General features: G+C 36.2%; 11 protein-coding genes. 2 read left to right on the top strand and 9 right to left on the bottom strand.

Features of this window, described 5'->3' with window-relative positions:
* Positions 1-303: 303 nt before the first annotated feature.
* The 3 genes from QE390_RS10250 to QE390_RS10240 form a co-directional block, all read right to left on the bottom strand.
* Positions 304-2,676 carry a hypothetical protein gene (locus QE390_RS10250; protein ID WP_307142067.1) on the bottom strand — a complete coding sequence of 791 codons (2,373 nt, stop codon included), beginning with the start codon at positions 2,674-2,676 and terminating at the stop codon, positions 304-306.
* 945 nt (positions 2,677-3,621) lie between these two features.
* Positions 3,622-4,002, bottom strand: a complete 381-nt coding sequence (locus QE390_RS10245; protein WP_307142066.1) for a hypothetical protein — start codon at positions 4,000-4,002, stop codon at positions 3,622-3,624.
* Positions 3,999-7,172, bottom strand: coding sequence for a DUF6443 domain-containing protein (locus tag QE390_RS10240; protein ID WP_307142065.1), 3,174 nt, complete (start codon positions 7,170-7,172; stop codon positions 3,999-4,001). Before QE390_RS10240 ends, QE390_RS10245 begins: the two co-directional genes overlap by 4 nt.
* Positions 7,173-8,704: 1,532 nt before the next feature.
* On the opposite strand from QE390_RS10240, the gene QE390_RS10235 reads away from it, so the two are divergent.
* A complete protein-coding gene (locus QE390_RS10235; protein WP_307142064.1) occupies positions 8,705-9,334 on the top strand; it encodes a HupE/UreJ family protein in 630 nt (209 codons plus the stop codon).
* A gap of 103 nt (positions 9,335-9,437) precedes the next feature.
* On the opposite strand, the gene QE390_RS10230 is transcribed toward QE390_RS10235, so the two are convergent.
* A complete protein-coding gene (locus QE390_RS10230) occupies positions 9,438-10,442 on the bottom strand; it encodes a sugar transferase (protein ID WP_307142063.1) in 1,005 nt (334 codons plus the stop codon).
* Positions 10,443-10,600: 158 nt separating this feature from the next.
* Here QE390_RS10230 and QE390_RS10225 point away from each other — a divergent pair, with 158 nt between their 5' ends.
* Complete coding sequence (locus QE390_RS10225) at positions 10,601-11,905, top strand: nucleotide sugar dehydrogenase (RefSeq protein WP_307142062.1); 1,305 nt, start codon at positions 10,601-10,603, stop codon at positions 11,903-11,905.
* A gap of 262 nt (positions 11,906-12,167) precedes the next feature.
* On the opposite strand, the gene QE390_RS10220 is transcribed toward QE390_RS10225, so the two are convergent.
* The 5 genes from QE390_RS10220 to QE390_RS10200 form a co-directional block, all read right to left on the bottom strand.
* On the bottom strand, positions 12,168-13,079 hold the full coding sequence (locus QE390_RS10220) for a hypothetical protein (RefSeq protein WP_307142061.1): 912 nt from the start codon (positions 13,077-13,079) through the stop codon (positions 12,168-12,170).
* Positions 13,080-13,088: 9 nt separating this feature from the next.
* On the bottom strand, positions 13,089-14,540 hold the full coding sequence (locus tag QE390_RS10215; protein WP_307142060.1) for an MBOAT family protein: 1,452 nt from the start codon (positions 14,538-14,540) through the stop codon (positions 13,089-13,091).
* Positions 14,541-16,367: 1,827 nt separating this feature from the next.
* Positions 16,368-17,141, bottom strand: a complete 774-nt coding sequence (locus tag QE390_RS10210; RefSeq protein ID WP_307142059.1) for a glycosyltransferase family 2 protein — start codon at positions 17,139-17,141, stop codon at positions 16,368-16,370.
* Between the two features lie 16 nt (positions 17,142-17,157).
* Positions 17,158-17,922, bottom strand: a complete 765-nt coding sequence (locus QE390_RS10205; protein WP_307142058.1) for a glycosyltransferase family 2 protein — start codon at positions 17,920-17,922, stop codon at positions 17,158-17,160.
* Between the two features lie 7 nt (positions 17,923-17,929).
* Positions 17,930-19,000 carry a glycosyltransferase family 4 protein gene (locus tag QE390_RS10200; RefSeq protein ID WP_307142057.1) on the bottom strand — a complete coding sequence of 357 codons (1,071 nt, stop codon included), beginning with the start codon at positions 18,998-19,000 and terminating at the stop codon, positions 17,930-17,932.
* Positions 19,001-19,009 lie beyond the last annotated feature (9 nt).

Genomic DNA, 19,009 nt, shown 5'->3' with positions numbered 1-19,009 from the left:
CGAAGCCTAAGGATTGGCTCCATAGTCTTCGGAGACTTCTTTGGTTTTTGGCATATAGCCTAATAGAATATTCTTTCCTTGAATAATTACTACTTTTTGTGTTTCAGCAGTGTCCATACTTTAGTGTTATTGTGAGTGGTCATTGAAGCTTTATTCGCAACTATGGAGACTATCAATATGTCACTGACAACAGTTATAAATTGAATTTATTCTTAATCTTCAAGTCATCTGATATTACGGTAAAAAGCCTTTACATGCTTATGATTACAAAGTATAAAAATAACGACGAACGACGGATTTTTATTAATAATTAATTTCCTGAACTGATTTCAAAACATTTGCCCGATTGGTTAATAGTTTATATTTGCTATAAATGGTTGCTGAGCAACCGCTATCTAAGCAGCCCATAAAGGAATATATACTAAATCCATATATTTCTTTAACCCCCTTCGTAAGAGAAGCATCATAGATTTTATATGATCTTATAATTTCTTTTACTTTTGATCCCGAGCTGTTAAAAAAGGTTTGTTTTATTAGTTTACCTCTATTCCAATCATAATCCGGATTAGGGGGGTAAGGTTGCATATTGGGTTGAAGATTAAATTCATTTTTCAAAGCAATATATTTAGGATCATTCGTATAGGCCAACTGATCTAGCCATTTGACTTTGCTAACTTCATACAATCCGTAGACAGTATCTGATGGCTGATTATACGTAGCAGGAACACTATATTCATAGATTATACTACCGTTACTTTGACTTTCTGAGGTTTCTTTTACCATTTCATATCCCACATAGCTGCCATTGGTGGTCCCTAATGCATTTTGCGAAGAACTGTAATAAAATAATTGTACTAGAGTTCTCATAACGAATGTAGGCATAGAAATTATGCGACCGGATGACTTTCCTTGATAATCTAGATAGTTATATGATTTTCTTGTTGCTAGTTGAGAGGAAGCTATATAGTTTTTGATATTTTTTATTCTTATACCCCCGCCTTCATATTCACAATTATCGTATAGGAATCGATTAACTTCATATTCAAATTCTGTATATCCTCCGGTAGGATAAACGATTTTATAAAGAGATCCCATTTTCATGAATTCGGAATTAGGCAAACGGTTTCCTCCTTGAACGACCGAAGAACCTGTAGGCAAGGTAGCATTGCATCTAGGATATACCCGGTATCTATCGCTTCCCTGCAAATCAGAATATATATATGTAGTTGGAAAGAGATTTTTGTTGGAAGATTGCCCATTAAAGTAACCCCAAATATCCTGTTGATAAGTAAATCGATGTGGTAATGCTACAGATTCATGATAGGAAAAAACGTAAGGCGGTAACAAAGAACCATCTCCGGCTTTTTCTGTAATGCTATTTAACTTAAGCCTTTTATAGTAAGAAGGATTCTCGGAGCCAACTAAAGCCACAAACACATTTGACATACCATTAAAAGCTTCCGAAGTAGGGCTTTGAAAATATGAATAATTTAGGTCAAAAATCCTTAAAAACTCACCTGTTATTTTATTCTTAATTTGAATGTTGGTTATAGCATAAGAAGGAAGTGTCTTATCTTGACGCTGATGATTAGCTATAAATTCAACAATCTCGCTATCAGTTTCTATTTTGCTAATCCTTTTTTGCGTGGTGGACTTAGTCCTACTACTATTATTAGATAATAAAAAGTTGTATTCTATATTGACTGTATTATACTTTCCAATTTTACCTGTGGAGCTAGGTCTATCATATTGATCGGAGCTTTCGTCGGTATAAGAATAAATTACTGTTTCTTGATTAATAGTAGTAATTTTAGAGAGAAACCAGCTTGAATTAAATTTAGTTATTACGGTTGATTCCGTCGTTTGAAGATCTGGATCTAAAACTGCTGCAAGAGGAGTGGGATACGTTATTGAAGCATTAATGCGTTCGAGTCTTTCAACTTTGTCAAATAAATACTGTGTACCATCACTATCAATAACTGTAAATGTAGCAATTTCTCCTTTTGTATCTATGGTATGACTGATGGATAATTCCTGATAGGGCAGCATTATGATACTTTGATTGGTTCCGTTTACATCAAACACGAACTTTCCATATTTATCTCCAAAGGAAAAATAAAAAATGTCAGGTTCGAGATCATTCATTCCATCAAGCATAAGTCCTTTATATTTAGACTTCATGTCTGCTATTGATTTACTTACATAGGTCCAGTCTGTGTTGTTAAAATCAAAATTTTTTAATACTTCGTATTTACCCGACCAAAATCTTCCTATTCTGGGGTGTTCACCACTAGGCGAACTATCAAAAGGACGATCTTCTATTCTAGGAATATTTTCATACCTATTATAATCATCAGGAATATCTCTTACTGAACGTGTAATTACTCCCCCTACTACTAAAGACCACGACAGACCTACATTTGATGCTTCCTGTTCAACTTTCACGCCTCCTGCGTCATAAGTAAGAGTAATTGGTAGTTCTATATTTTTAAGTTTAATATTCCATAAAGGAATATTGATTTGTGGAATACCCGTATATGTGCTCACGGGCTTATCTATGTAATTTACTAAAGATGATGTAGTTGGTAGAGGGGGCATAATTGTTTGAGTCTGTGCCCATATCCTTCCTATACAAAGCAATTGCAAACCAAAAGCTACTAGGATCTTTCTATTCATGTGAAACTATTTAAAAAAGGTAGTCGTGTTTTAAAAGTGCAAATCATAAAGAATTGGTTAACTCTCCTAAGTAGACAAGGACCCACTCGCGATCATTAAAAATCTAATGAATTAAGTTATTCTTATGATATGATTCACCTTAATAATTAGGTTAGGTAGACTTTTTTACAAAAGGAGTGTACTTTCCAACCTCAAAATGGAGATAGGACTCAACCCAAGACTAAGGATTAACTTCTTAATCTTCGGGGATCGGTCTGTGGCTAACAATAGTCATAAACTGCCTTTGTTTTTCGTTTCAAGCATTGCTCTGCAAGCTTAAGTCTTTAAACATTTTGAAAAAAACTATTTAATATATATCATGGGCAATTTTGATCTAAATAAGTATTATTTTTTTTTAAACAACGTATAGATATTAATGGATACAAAAATCCTAACGATTTACAGGATTCAAATACTGTAAAAACTGCTTCGTTTTAGGATTGAGCTACTAAAGCCGAATCCGTATCATTGCCACTCTCATGAATGGAACAGGAGAAGCAATAAAAGATGAATCACATACGTATTGCTCGGGATTACTCACCTTAAAGTTCACATCTGACTAGGGCTGCGAACAAAGCGAGTAGAAGCAGTGCTTGCCTGAATCGAGCCATCACCAAAGGTAAGGCGACTTTTTCTCCCCCTGGCACGGAAAGCGAATAGTTACCCGATGCATCTGACTACGTCTGTGAAACTACATAGCCTTCTGAATTAACCACCTTAATTATAAGGCCCAAAATACTTTTTGGATAAATTAAGTGTTGATTAGTATTAAACCCATGATCTACTTTACCACTTATTTGAACAAAAATGGTCCACACCATTAAGGTTAAAATACAAGTGAATGTTTTTTCTTTCAAAGGCAATTTAATGTTTAAATAATTATATAAAAGAACGATATAGTTACATTTAAGAAAGTACTGCTGTCATAAAAATTCCTAATCCTAACCAAGAAAAATACAATATTTTCCCCATTTTTAGACTGGTATAATTATAAGAGTCTTCCGCATAAGAATGAATTTTATCTACATTCCAAGTGATAATGGCAATAAATATCATTACAGGAATTATAATGTAAATATATTCGATAAAAGGCACCTGTGAAAAATCATTATCAATCCAATGAAACCAATTTTTCATAATATTGGCAAAGATTGTAATCCACACACTTATTGGAGGTAAAAGACTAAATTTGGCTGTAAAAAAAGCCATATAACTTTTGTCATAATCTTCAAAACGCTCTTGTAAGCTTCGATACAAAGCCGCAATCATAATGTTGAGTATTTTCATTTAATTCTAGCAGTTCGGTTTGGATCGTAATACCAATTATCAAAATTTTCAAAAATTTGATCTTTTGAATCTGTCATACCCCAAACTCCATTGATAACATTGGCTCCTGTGACTACTTGCGATGCTCCAGGAACAAACCCTAAGGCAAATAAGCTTGCATCTAAAGTAAACTTCATCCATTTGCCAGCTGTCTGATTTTGATTTAATTGATATAGCGAATAAAAGAGAGCAGCTCCACCAGTAACCTGGCCAGCAATTCCTGATACATTTTCCACTTGCTTAAAGCCTTTTGCGGCCCCACCACTTCGATCTAAAATTTGTGAAATGTTCATAGTGGTCGTTTGAATGTCATTAAATAAACCTACTCCATCATTAGCTTTCGAGGCAACATTGAGAGGTAACTGTTTGGAATTCTTGTTTCCTTTTACTGTAACTTCGTTTAAAACAGTAGAGCTATAAATATGTCCATCGGAGCCAAGCGTACGTTGGTTCCCATTACTCCCTATTAATACGACAACTTCTCCCATGTCTTTGGCTCCTTCACCATACGTTTGAGTAGCTTGCTCTTGGTTTTTTACTGCTTTATCATGAAATATCTTGTTTCCAACCTGAATCCAATTATTAGCTTCCTTCCCATCAGGATCAATAAAACGAAGTGGATTATTAAAGGCATAATTGTAAGGAGACCATCGTCTCATTTTTTCACTGAGCGGATCAACACTCATCCATCGTCCAATAGCTGCATCATACTGCCGAGCTCCATAATCTAAAAAACCCGTTTTCGGCTGTAACTCCTTGCCATTGTAAAGATACTTATTTGAGCCGATGGTTTTCGGGATCGCTAGCCCAAAAGCAAAGTACTCCGTCTCCTGCACTTTGTTGCCATTCTCATCCAGCACCACCCGTACGTTGCCCAAATGGTCCTTGAGGTAATACTCCACGGCGTAGTTATTACCGCCATTGCTTACCCTGATCTGCCCTTCTTCGGTAGCTATCCGCGTCAAATAATCATTTTCATCGTATTCAAAGATACCCGCGTATTTGGTATGAAACACCCCCTTCCGCGTCATCCGTAGTTTAGTACCCGAGGCATCGTAGTCGTAGGTCAGGATGGTGTCCGTTTCAACCTTGCCTATCAGATTCAACAGGTTGTACTTGATCCCCCCAGCCGCAATACCCCGGTTGGCATCCTGAATCAAGTTCCCTGCCGCATCATAACTATAATCGTTGCTACTACCACTGTTCCCATTGTTAAAACCCGCCGCATTATTTGTCCCATCGGTTACTTTCAACAACCGGTTCCCAGTATTGGTATAATCATAACTCAGCTGATCCCAAGTACTCCCATTGCCTGAACGGTTGAGCGAGAGAATATTGCCGTTGCGATCGTAGGAAGGAATACTCTCCTGGTAGGTGTTGTCCAGAATACCCGTTGCCGTCTTCAACCGACCAGCTCCATCGTAGGTATAGTTAAAGCCCGTCCAGGTACTGGCATTCTTCTTCCAGAGTAGCTGGGCAATGTTCCCATTTTTCTGAGCCGTAGCGTCCGAACTCACCTGATCGTAACGCAGATCAATGCCAAAGTTGTCCCCCCCACTGCTTTTACCCAGTACCGTACTTAAAAACGTTCGGGGCGTATATTTGTAGTCTAACTGCTCACGAAACTGCGTCGCATTCACCGAGTGTAAAAACGTTTGCTGAAGCTGACCGATGCCATCATAGCGGTGGGCCGCCAGCGTTACGTCTTTTTGCAGAGCATCCCCTTTTTTCACCACGTAACGCGTCGACAGCCGCCGGTCCGCCTGATCGTAGCTGTAGAACTTCTCTACGCTGTGAATACCCGAGGGAAGATTCTGCTTTACTAACTCAGCCAGCACGTGCCCGTCAAAGCGAAGCTGACGGGCATGCACCTCTTTGGCATCCCCCGAAAAACCGTACAGATCGCGAATGGTCTCGATGACCTGTTGTCGATCGTTGTAGTAGTGCGTAATAAAATACCATTTGCTACTGGGCTGATTGGATTCCGCCTGTAGAATACGCGTAGCCGTCACCGTCACTAGTCCCTGCGTAGCTGTCGTCGCACTACTGCCCGCATAGGACTCGAAACCAGGCTGGCTATATTGTTCTAAACTTGTCGAAGTAGGATAACTATCATAACGCGTGCGAGTCAGGGGCACCTGAGCACCGCCAATCACCTCCCCCGTTTCCAGGGGACGATTAAGCCCGTCATAGAGGTAATACGTCGTACGACCCCGGGCATCCGTGCTCGTAGCCAGCAGGTCCCGCTCATTGTAAGTAAGGCTGGTTTCCCCACCCCCCGGAATCAGCTTTTTGGTAAGCAAGCCCTTCTTGTTATACGTATAACGGAAGGTAAATAAGTTGACATCCTGCGTAACCTGATACTGGGGTTGCAACACGAAGCTCAGCTGACCTAAGCTATTGTACACGTAATAGGTATCTAACGTTTCATTGGCATACACCCGTTTCAGGATCACCCGTCCAGCTTTATCCTTGTATTCTCTCGCCTTGTTTCCATCCTCATCCGTCGTCTCCGTGTAGGAAAGAGCACTGGCCGCATAGGTTCCATTTTGCCCTAAGCTAGGAGGCGTATTCTCACTACTGCTCAGGCTAACCGTATAGAAATTAACTTCACTAGCCGCATTCGTTTGATAGCTAATGTTTACGGCAGTGCTGCTGCCTCCCGCATACTGCTTGAGCGGACGATTCAGCGACGAGGCTTCATATTCCGTTTGCTTAAAGCCTCGAGTATTAGGGTAATTGAAGTTCGAGGAGTTATAAAAGGCATTGGCTGCATCGGCTGCTCCACTTTGATAGCTGCCATTCCCATACGCTGGATAAGGCAGGTAGGATTTACTAACCCGGCCCAGGGCATCGTATTCGATATGCGAAATAATATCCTGGGGAGCCGAACTGCCCATGAGGGGGCTGGCCTGAATGGAAATGCTTTGCAGGGGTCTGCCTAAGCCGTCCAGGTATTGCACTTGTTGACTCGCCTCTTTCACGTTCGTAGCCAGAGACGTTTGGCGAGTTTTATAAGTACGGGATAAAATGAAGTTCTGATCCGTGCTCTGAGCTCCTAGGTGAAGAGTAAAAAACAGGGAAAATAAACTAACGTATAAAACTATACGACAATAGGATTTCGCATCCATAATGATGGACAGGTAGGTGGTCAGGCAATGGGCAATAAACTGATCAGATATACCTCAAGTAAAGCAAAGCATACCCTGGCAAACTAGCATACACTAGCTTACTTATATAAAGAGAAAGTTCCGATTGAAAGATCAGTGGATACCGAAACAATGGAAGGGTAAAAGGTACAGAAGTTTCATAAGCGTTAGGCGGTGGAAGCGTTAGATTTTAATGCAATTCTAATTTGTTTTTTCTGAACAACCAATTAAAATTTATTTTTTTAAAAAAGCTTGAGAAAGTAACTTAGCAAAGACACTTTTCATTGGATCTAGCCATCAAATTCTGGACCTAATAAGAACTGAAATTCAATTAGTTAACCAAGTAAAAAAATAGAATTAACAAATGATTACACTGTCTTAATATAGCATGTATGATTAATAGATAGACTTAAAATAAAGCTTTTGAAATAAATTTATAAAATAGTGTCAGGTAAAAAAATATGGCTAGATAGGCTTTAAACTAGACAATCCAAGTAACTAATTCAGCTGGTATTTATTGAATACAGCGGCCTATTCTTGGATTAGATCTCACTCAAACTTCAACTAATTGGCCGCCTAACTTTGATGTTAGCTTTACTCAACAAATATGACTTATTGTAAATCTTAGAAAAAAGACAGGCATTAAAGGTTATCTAAAAATGGTATTTGAAACAAAATAGGAAGATAGTACGTAGGCGTCTCGTTACATTCGAGCTAACAGATAGGATAATACATTATTACTAGCAACCCCTACCTCCCTGTCATCCAGAGCGAAGCGTAGAAACTTGCTTACTTTTCTATGTATTCTCAACTAAGGAAAGTAATCTCAAATTCTAAGTAAGTTCTCTCCCTGCATTCGAGAGGTCAATTTGGAAAACTAGTATATTTCTCGAACGGAGCGAAAGAACTTATGTATCTTTCCTTCCGATTCTCACTTAGTGAAGCTTTTGCCGCCTGTTGGGTTGAATGTAGCAAGCCAAAACTACGGCACTCACTAATGGAGGATGACGGATGACCAGCCCAGCACACTTTAATGACTTGAATCAAACGATACGATTAGACTGCCAAGCCCTGAGCGGAAGAATATAATGCCCTGAACACAGCTTAAGTGTTCCGCTTGTCGAAGGACTTGTCTTTCAAATCGACTGAAGGGTATAGTACGAGCACTGTCTGCTCATCAACTGGTTTTCCTTAGTAAACAATGAAGCCGCAATCTTCATTTGTAGCACCTTATCTGAAGAAACGTTACTTCAGATCGTATAACGTTAAATGAAGTTAGTGTGGAAAGTAATTGCAGCCCTATCCCCTGAAGCTATTCCTGAAAAGAGGGATTGTCTAGCCCGTGCGAGAGTACTCTTATACTCTAGTCACTACGCTTGTCTTCAATTTTTGCTTCGGTAAGCTCTATCTTTACATCGTAAAGCGGTTTGCCTATTATTTCTTCTGAATGCAGAGTTAGGCTTCTTCTACTTAATTAGAGGACCTATTAGCCTGCTCACAGAGACCTAAAGACTATGAATGAATTTTTTCTGTATTTACAGCTCGGTTTTGATCATATAACGGATCCCAATGGGTATGATCACATTATTTTTATCATAGCCCTTTGTGCCATTTACCAGTTAAAAGACTGGCGGAAGGTGCTCATTCTGGTTACGGCTTTTACCTTGGGGCATAGCGTAACCCTGGCTTTGGCCACGCTCAACTATATTCAGTACCGAACCGAAGTCATTGAGTTTCTTATCCCCGTTACCATCTTACTGACCGCCTTCACGAATATCTTTCAGAAGACCTATCCCGATAGTCTGTTCATTGAAGATGTTCCGCAAAATCCGGTTCCTCGTTATTTAATGGCCCTATTCTTCGGTTTAATTCATGGGATGGGCTTTTCGAATTACCTGAGAAGCTTACTAGGCCGGGAAGCCTCTATTCTTAAGCCCTTATTGGCATTCAACTTAGGACTAGAACTGGGTCAGCTACTGATTGTATTAATTATTTTAACTATTTCCTGGATTTTGATTTCGGTGTTTAAAGTAAGAAAACACGATTGGAAACTGATTCTCTCAGGAGCGGTTGCCGGCATTGCTCTTATTCTCATCAAAGAATCCGATTACTGGCAGGAGTTGATGGGCCATGTTCCTGAATGATACGTTCATCCTGTGCAAAGAAGAAGGGAACCCAATGTGATTGAGTTCCCTTCTTCTTTAAGTAGTATATGACCAATCAAATAAAACAATTTTATCGGGTCTATTAATAACCACGGTAATCAAGTACAGTGACAACCGTCTTCCAGATAATTTGCATTTCCAGACCAACCGTCCAATTCTTGATGTAATATAAATCGTACATCAGTTTGTGACGGGCATCTTTGGCTCCAGCTCCGTAGGGGTACATCACCTGAGCATAACCCGTGATACCAGGTTTAATCAGATGCCGGGTTGAGTAATGAGGAATCACTTCTTCAAAACTTTCTGTAAAAACCCGACGCTCAGGACGTGGCCCTACCAAAGAGATTTCTCCCCGAAAAACACTAAGCAACTGAGGTAATTCGTCAATACGAGTGGCCCGCATAAAAGCACCGTATCTAAAAACCCGCTTGTCCTTTTTGCTGGAAAATTGAGCACCTGCGGCTTCGGCATCCAAACGCATGGAACGAAACTTAATACAATCAAACTCTCGCTGATTTAAACCTACCCGGCTCTGCCGATAGAATATAGGTCCTGGGGACTCCTGAGCAATTTTAATTCGGCTCAGTAACCACAACGGGCTGGATATAGCAAGTAAAACCGACGAAACAGAAAGGTCAATGACGTTCTTACAAATATTTTGAAATCGGTTGTTCGTCTGAATATTACTTAACTTAGGATTATTTTCATTATACGATTCTGGAATATAGACCTTCTTTAAATATTTCTCACAGAAGTCATAAACAGTCGTAATCTTAATGGTCTTATTATGGCTTACGGCAAACTCATAGATAATACGGTAACGTTCATCATACTCGGGGTTTGCAACCAGATGCACATCGTCATATTCTTCAAAAAGCGGAGCAATAGCCTCCTGAATCAAATACATCTCATCAACATAGCGTGGAATCAGTACTACTTCCTTATACTGAGACAGTAACCATCTTAAATCCTGCTTTTGCAGAAAGTAATCATACCCCGTAAACAAAACAACTTTGCTTTTCGAAGTACGCTTACTTTTGAGATGATGAATAAACTGATGATAGGTTGGATATAAACGTGTAGCCATAAAATAAGTTAATTTCGCTTCATAGGAGGAAGTACTAATTTCAAATAATAGCTTATAATCTAAATAGAGGAAATTGCTATCGATGGCAGTCGCCAGCTAATATAAGGTACAACCGTGAGACATCCAATGCATTTCTTAACAATTCTTAAAAACTAATCATGAATACTAATTTCGAGGCTCAAATTGTAAAAAAATTTAAAATACCAAATCAGGACATTAAGATAGCAATCATTGGATTAGGATACGTAGGATTACCGCTAGCAGTAGCCTTTGGAACTAAATACAAAACGATAGGATACGACATCAATTCCCTCAGAATCAAAGAATTAAAGAATAAAAATGATTATACTCAGCAACAGACTACACATCAGTTACAACAGGCTTCTTTGCTCGAATACACTGACAATATAAATGACATAAAATCTGCTGATATTTATATTATTGCTGTTCCTACGCCAGTAGATATTTATAAACAACCAAATTTATACCATTTATTAACATCTACTAGTTTTATAGGTAAAATACTTAAAAAGGATGATATTGTTATCTATGAGTCGACGGTATACCCAGGGTGCACAGAGGAAGACTGCATCCCCATTCTGGAACAGGAAAGTGGGTTAATTTATAACCAGGATTTTTTCTGTGGTTATTCTCCTGAACGCATTAACCCTGGTGATTCTTCCCGCCCCATCACCTCGATTAAAAAAGTAACATCTGGCTCTACGCCCGAAGTAGCCGACTACATTGACAAGCTGTATCAAAGCATCATCACCGCAGGTACTTTCAAAGCTAGCTCTATTCGAGTGGCAGAGGCAAGCAAAGCCATTGAGAATGCTCAACGAGACGTCAATATTTCCTTCATGAATGAGCTTGCTTTGCTATTCGACAAACTTAATATTGATACGCATGAAGTGCTGGAAGCCGCAGCAACAAAATGGAATTTTCTAAACTTCAAACCAGGCCTGGTAGGTGGGCATTGCATTGGAGTGGATCCTTACTATCTACTCCATAAAGCGGAAAGTGTAGGGTATCATCCGCAGGTATTACTTTCTGGACGAAGAATTAACGATCAGATGGGGGTCTATATCGCCAATAAAGTAGTAAAACTCATGATTCGAAAAGGACACAAAATTGACGAAAGCCGAGTACTCATTCTAGGAATAACCTACAAAGAGAACTGTCCGGATACGCGTAACAGTAAAGTCATTGATGTTATGCAAGAACTTCAGGAATTTGGATTACAGGTAGATATCTGGGATCCTGTCGCTTCTCAGGCAAAAGTCAGCCTCGAATTAGGTATAAACCTAATCCCTGAACCTATACATACTTATGAAGCTGTTATACTGGCTGTTGCTCACACACCTTTTTTAACCATGAACTGGAAAAAGATTAGCAACGCTGATACGATTATTTATGATGTAAAATCTGTACTAGACAAAAGTATGGTAAGCGGACGACTGTAAATACTCAAAATTTTAAACCCCATTTTTTAAAGTAAACAAACGCCCCTTGATATGGCTTTGTTGCATCAATTTTTAGTAGTAGTATAAATCATAAATCGGTTAAAACCTGCCTGTGATTGCACTCGTAACCGTGGATTACCCAATAAAAGGTACTTATGTTGTCTCTGTCGACCTATGGTAAGGTTATTTGGGTCTAAAAATGTGTATTTCAAGAGCAATGCAACAAAGCCTCTCGATATTATCATTTAATCGGCTCAACGGACTATTTTATATTCTTTAAATCATAGATTAATTTCTGAGTACGAATATCTGCTCCTTTTTTTGTCAGATGATATGGAGTATTAAACATTACACTCTCAGGCATCGCGTATGCCCCTGATGATCCTAATACATCAAAATATTGGTGTATTAAAATTTCCACTTTAGTAATTTTACTTTTATTAATATTATACGATAACGTATCAATACAAGGAAACGAAATATACATTTTAGCTCCTTTTTCTAAGGCAATCTTTTGAAAATTACGTAGTTCTCTTATAACTGATTCATTCATATCTCCCTTAATTACTTGAGATTGGAATTTCTGAGTACTGTCCTGCCAATGGGTATAGACATCCCCAAAATCATTAAAAGAACCTCTTGAATAATATTTATCATGAATATAACCTCTATATTCGGAAATTTTAAATTTTGACAATGCATATTTAGGCATATATCGTATTATTTTAAGCCATTGCGTATATCTTAAATGTAACAAATCATCATAATTCTTATTATCAAATATACTTCTTAAAAGTTCTTCTTTACCATAAGCAACGTCACCGTAGTATTGATCGTACTCAGGAACTACTACAATAATATCATTTCTTTTTATGAATTGCTTAGTAGCATCTAACATATAACATATCCCTATTGCTGCATGAAGCCCAGTATTAATTGGATTTACTTTTAATGAATCTTGTATTAATTTACTATTAATACCAAAACTTAGGTTTGATCCACCAACGAGTATAAGACGTTTACCTGCAGCTGCCTTTAGCAAAGAATCTTTATCTCGCTTAGCTGTAATAAAAGAACTCTGCGTTCGTGGCGTAGATGGCATAATTAAGCCGACTGTCAAAAAAAATAGTATCAATAATACAAAAAGAGAAAGCTTTATTAGTAATTTTTTCATCACATTCCATTAAAATTGAAAATATATAAACTCTTCTTCACCATGAGCATAATAAAATATCAAGAAAATAATAACGTAATAAAAAGCCCATCGAATAACTTTTCCAAAGTTATAATTAAAATTCTCTAATGCATATTTGCTTTTTCTTCCAAGCCATTCTATTAGAAGTAATATTATAATAAACACTACAGTATGTAGTAAAGAAACCGAGGTTGATATTGCATCTAAAGGCTTTAATGAGCTAGGTGATAAGATTCTCATTATATAACCGAAGGCATCATTAACTGTATTAGATCTAAAAAATATCCAAGCTAAAGTAGTAATTAAAAAGGTGGTTATAATCTGTAAAAACTCATAAATAGAGGGTATCTTGGAATTCTTTGCAACGATATCTATATTGTTTCGATTAGTTCCTAACAATAATGAAGGCAGAAAAAACAAGGCATTAATTCCTCCCCATATTATAAATGTCCAGTTAGCTCCATGCCAAAAACCACTCACTAAAAATATAATAAACGTATTTCGGATTTTCATCCAAACTCCTCCTCTACTACCTCCCAATGGAATATACAAATAGTCTTTAAACCAAGAAGATAAAGAGATGTGCCACCTCCTCCAGAATTCAGGTATATCTCGAGAAAAATAGGGGAAGGAAAAGTTTTGGAGTAATTCAAATCCCAACAATCTAGCAGAACCTAAAGCAATGTCGGAATAACCTGAGAAATCTCCATAAATTTGAAAAGCAAAACAAATTGCTCCAACGATTAGTGTACTGCCAGAATGTTCATTATAATTAGCAAACACTGCATTCGCATACTCAGCACAACTATCGGCAACTACTATTTTCTTAAAAAGTCCCCAAAGAATTTGCCTTAATCCATCAATAGATTTATTATAATCAAATACTCTAGGTTTTTCTATTTGAGGCAATAGATGGGAAGATCTTTCAATTGGACCAGCAACAAGTAATGGAAAAAAACTAACAAATAATGAATAATTAATTAAATTATTTGTTGGCTTAGACTTATTATTATATATATCAAAAACATAAGAAAGTCCATGGAATGTATAAAATGAAATACCTACAGGCAATACTATATTAATCAATGAATAACTAACATTAAACCCAACATTAGACAAAAAATCAACAAAAGAATCAACAAAAAAATTATAATATTTAAAAAATGACAAGAAACCTAAATTAACACCAACACTAATAAATAGCCATATCTTTTTTAAATTATCAGTAGTTGATTTATGTATTTTTATACCTGTATAAAAATCTAAAAAAGTAGAGAACATTAATAGAAACAAAAATCTCCAATCCCAAAAACTATAAAAAAAATAGCTCACAATGAGAAGGAAAATATTCTGTTTTTTAAAAGAATCTTTTAAAAATACCCAGTAAACTATAAATACAACTGGAAGAAATACTGCGTACGATAATGAATTAAATAACATAATAGTTTAGTTATTTATAATTTAAATAAACTTACTCGTCTCGTTCTTTTAAAGGATTCATCAATAACTATTTTGAGTATATTCTAAAAGCAGATGATCATTCTTTAATGACTCTTCCAACAATAATTATATAATACTCGTTTTGCCTATAAATCAAACGTATAGAATTTATAGTAAATTAGTGCAACTAATTTATTTGCAACAAACTGAAAATTCTTGCTTCTACTAGGCTTAATGATTATATGCACAACGGGCCATATAATACAAATTCATAATTTTAATAGAAAATAAATATATCTTACTAAAATATTGATTTAATACCTTATTTATATCTAAATATATACTTAAAATAAAATTTAATCAATACTACATAACTAGTCGTAAGCTACGCTAAACCAATTATTTTCGTTTCCCGTATCCAATAAAAAATTTATCAGGATATTATCATAATAATTATTGTGTGTAGGGTTCTTTAGACCTCACCACAACCTACGCACCCTATTAAACCATTAATAATCAGCCAATTAAAAAATATTTCTACTCAAGAGTAAACCGTACCTCAATAAAAACAAGCTCTCATACCTGTATATATTGACCAGATAAATAATATAAATATTTATATTATTACCGTACCTACTCCAGTAAGCTTTTCCATACAGCCAAATTTACAATATTTATTAACATCTAGTAATATTTTCAGTAAAATACCCAAAAAAGTCAATACCGCCATTTATGAGTTAAACGTCTACCTAAGGTAGACTGAAGAAGACTACACCACCACTCTGGAACAAGAAAACGTATTAATTTATAAACACAAACTAATATTATTTAAAGGATAGCATAGCGGTTTTCTGTAGTTTTGAGGCTACCTCTCATTTCACCATGACTAAGCATCAACTCACACTAATGGTCACCAAACGGGCCGATTAGTTGACCAAAGTACCAAAAGGCCCCAGCTAACTACCACCCCTCTACTCGCATTGTAGAGCGGATTCGCAAAGAGATTTTGTTAGCAGGGCATCGCCCTCTTTGAAAGTAAAGTACACCAGCCCCATTCGGATCAAAACTGACGGGAAAGTAAAGTAGAGGTCCATCTGATTGTCCTTGTTTATAGTGAGCCCCCCGATGGAAACAGCAGGCTATAGATTGGTAGAGCTGCAGGTGGTAGAGACACTTTCCTTACCCATGTGGCGACGGTGTAAAAATGAGCTTAAGCCCTGTTGGGTCAAAGCCTGGGTGATCCTCGCCCAATTTTGTATACCATATAGAACAAGCATTGGCTGCTTACGAGCGACCCTACGACCCAGACTTTCCCGTGGCCTGTCTTAATAAGTCACCTAAACAACTAACAACTCATTGAAACCAAACCCGCCCGGTCGGCGGATGGCATACGCTTGGAAGACTCCGCGTGTATCCAGCACGGAGTGGGCGAGACTTACTGACCTTCAAGCCATTGGCATATCAACATTTTGTCGAAGTCAAAGACGATCATAAAGCCAGTAACTGAATAAAGGTACTGGCGACGTTACTGTAGGGGCCCTACGCTCAATGAGTAAAATGACGGTTGTATGTGAAAACTTGAGTGCTCACAATCGGCACATGGCTACCAAAGAAGAGCTATCGATCCAAATCAATGCCTCGCAGATGAAACACAATAGCAAAAAGACCACAGCCAACTGGCAGTTTACTACTAAAGATACTCGCATCAAGCTACATAAACTATACCCGATTCCTTAACTTTTAAGCAACACTAGAAAATACTATACAACTATTACGAATGTAAAATTTGTATTCAACTAACATATGACAAGTCGGCATCTATAAAACCTAAAATTTTAAACCCCATTTTTTAAAATAAATAAATGCACCCTCGATATTATAATACATCAGTTTAAAGTTCTTATACGAACCTTTGGCAAAGTGATGCGTAATCGTAGCTTCTGGATAATAGACCGTTTTAGCATAGCTAAGCGTACGATACGTAATATCGGCGTCTTCCATGTACATAAAAATTCGTTCATCAAAACCGCCTACCTTTTTTAAGGTCTCATTGCGAAAAAACATGAAACATCCTGATAAATAAGGTACATTTTCAATAATACTATCATAATTATGATCTCTATATTCAAATTTATCAAGTTTCTTTTTAAATAGTTTACGTATACCATTCGGCATAAATCTACGTAGAATCAATGTGGAAAGCGAAGGCGGGTTTTTACATAAGTACTGAGTCTCCCCATTAGGATAAATTACTTTTGGCATGAGCAAACCATACTCTGGATGAGCATTAAGAAAAAAATAAATTTTTTCAAGCGTTCCCTTCGAAAAATACACATCTGGATTCAAAACTAGGTGATATTCCGCACTACATGCCTGAGAAAGCTTTATTCCAATATTATGAGCTTTTCCAAAACCTAAATTAGCATTATTGAATATATATTCTATTCGACTATCCGTAAGTAGTACACGAATAGAATCTTCAGGAGAATTATCAATTATAAATAATTTGATAACTAATTCGGTATCTAAAAAACTATCTATTGCTTCTTTCAGTATCCTTTGATCATTATTATAAGTTACAATCGCTGCCGTTAGTCGCATATAAATATTTACTATTTTAAAAAACAATTTTGACAATATGCTTGATCAAAGAAAAAACTAAAAGAAAAGGCAATAATGGCATCATATCTTTTCTATAATTAGCTAGGTTAATGAACATTTTCATTTCACCTTTCCTCATTTCCCATTTATTGCCGCTGGCTCCTCCTGATGACAATAAAGGCCTGTTTCGTATAGTAAGGAATTTGTTCACCAATAATGCTTTATTTGTTTTATTTAATATTCTTAACCATAAATCATGATCCTCTGTATAACGCATAGTTTCATCAAACCTATAATCACTATTATTTCTTATTACAACTGAAGAGGTATCAAAATAATTTTTAAATATAAAGTCTGTAAATTTATATTGACGTATACTATCATGAACTAATGGGATGCTTTGATTATTTATATAAAAATTATTAGCATATAAATCTATATCTACAGTTAAGTGATTATTCATTACCTCTAACTTTTGGGGATTCCAAGTATCATCAGCATCTAGAAATGCTATAAATTCTGCAGAAGATATATCCATAGCAGTATTCCTTGCTTTAGATACTCCTTCATTTTTCTTATTGACAATAATCATATGATCTATGAAGTTCTTTTCTTTATAATCATTAACTAGGGACAATGAATTATCTCTAGATCCATCATTAACAATAATTATTTCATAGTTATCATAAGTTTGCTTAATTACAGAATCAATACATTCAATAATAGTTTCTTCAGCATTATACATTGGTATAACAACTGAATATTTAAAATTGTAATCCATTAGATATTTACTTAAGTAGATGTATCCAACGATCATAAAATTCAGTAGGACTAAATCTTTTTGAATCTAAAATAGCTCTTTCACTGAAAGTATTACGTTTTATCGGGTCATTCATTAGATCAATAACTGCTTCAGATAACTCGCGAATATTTTCTGGCTCCACTAGAATACCATCAATTTGATCTCTAATAATTGAGCTTGGCCCGAAATTACAGTTAAAACTAACAATAGGCAATCCGAACCATTTAGCTTCAATCAATACTAATCCAAAACCTTCAAATCGAGATGACATAATAAAAATAGAGCTATTTTTGAAATAATATTGTATATTATTATTAGCACTAATAAACTCAATAGAATCTAAAATTTCTAAATCTTTTGCAAGCTGTTGAAGTTCGTCTTTACAAATACCATCACCAACTATTCTTAACTTCCAATTTGGTGCCTTTTCACTAACTTCCTTCCAGGATTTTAGTAAAAGATCAAATCCTTTTTGTGGAACTAATCTACCTACAGCAAGAGCATAATTAGTAGTATTATTATATTGAATATTATCTTCATCAATCAAAACTGGGCAAGTAATTGTATCAATACGCTTAGCATTAAATCTATCAATATAAATAGATTTATCATCATCAGTAAGTACAATAAGCCTATCAGATAGCTTTACAGCTAAAAATTTAGATAGATAATTAATTAAATAATTATGATAAACGTTAGCATTAAAATGTTCCCAAGATATTCTTTTAATAGGTTTAAATAATGTTGCAGGAAGTGTTTCTAAGAAAAGATTAACTCCAATATCAATAATGTAATCTGGCCTAACTTTATCTATAATACGCCTATACCTTGAGATTGTTTTCAAATAATTTATATATATATTAATTTCCATACCTTCATGCAGATAAAAAAAATCTATCTTTTCATCTAATGAGTGAAATTTTTTACTACCTCCCATCTTCGCAATGACAGATACTTTATAATTATTATTTGCCAAATAATTAGCTAAGGCTGAAGTTATCCTTTCCGTACCTCCTGTTCCAGCTAAGGAATGAATATAAAAACAAACGTTTATCACAATAAAATA

Origin of the sequence: Siphonobacter sp. SORGH_AS_1065, assembly GCF_030818595.1 — a bacterium.
Taxonomy (GTDB): domain Bacteria; phylum Bacteroidota; class Bacteroidia; order Cytophagales; family Spirosomataceae; genus Siphonobacter.
Note: the sequence above shows the minus strand (reverse complement) of the source record. Positions and strands in the feature narration are given on the sequence as shown.

Bases quoted from the DNA above. Each gene is read 5' to 3' on its own strand.
- QE390_RS10250 (WP_307142067.1), bottom strand. From the start codon at position 2,676: ATGAATAGAAAGATCCTAGTAGCTTTTGGTTTGCAATTGCTTTGTATA.
- QE390_RS10245 (WP_307142066.1), bottom strand. From the start codon at position 4,002: ATGAAAATACTCAACATTATGATTGCGGCTTTGTATCGAAGCTTACAA.
- QE390_RS10240 (WP_307142065.1), bottom strand. From the start codon at position 7,172: ATGGATGCGAAATCCTATTGTCGTATAGTTTTATACGTTAGTTTATTT.
- QE390_RS10235 (WP_307142064.1), top strand. From the start codon at position 8,705: ATGAATGAATTTTTTCTGTATTTACAGCTCGGTTTTGATCATATAACG.
- QE390_RS10230 (WP_307142063.1), bottom strand. From the start codon at position 10,442: ATGGCTACACGTTTATATCCAACCTATCATCAGTTTATTCATCATCTC.
- QE390_RS10225 (WP_307142062.1), top strand. From the start codon at position 10,601: ATGAATACTAATTTCGAGGCTCAAATTGTAAAAAAATTTAAAATACCA.
- QE390_RS10220 (WP_307142061.1), bottom strand. From the start codon at position 13,079: ATGAAAAAATTACTAATAAAGCTTTCTCTTTTTGTATTATTGATACTA.
- QE390_RS10215 (WP_307142060.1), bottom strand. From the start codon at position 14,540: ATGTTATTTAATTCATTATCGTACGCAGTATTTCTTCCAGTTGTATTT.
- QE390_RS10210 (WP_307142059.1), bottom strand. From the start codon at position 17,141: ATGCGACTAACGGCAGCGATTGTAACTTATAATAATGATCAAAGGATA.
- QE390_RS10205 (WP_307142058.1), bottom strand. From the start codon at position 17,922: ATGGATTACAATTTTAAATATTCAGTTGTTATACCAATGTATAATGCT.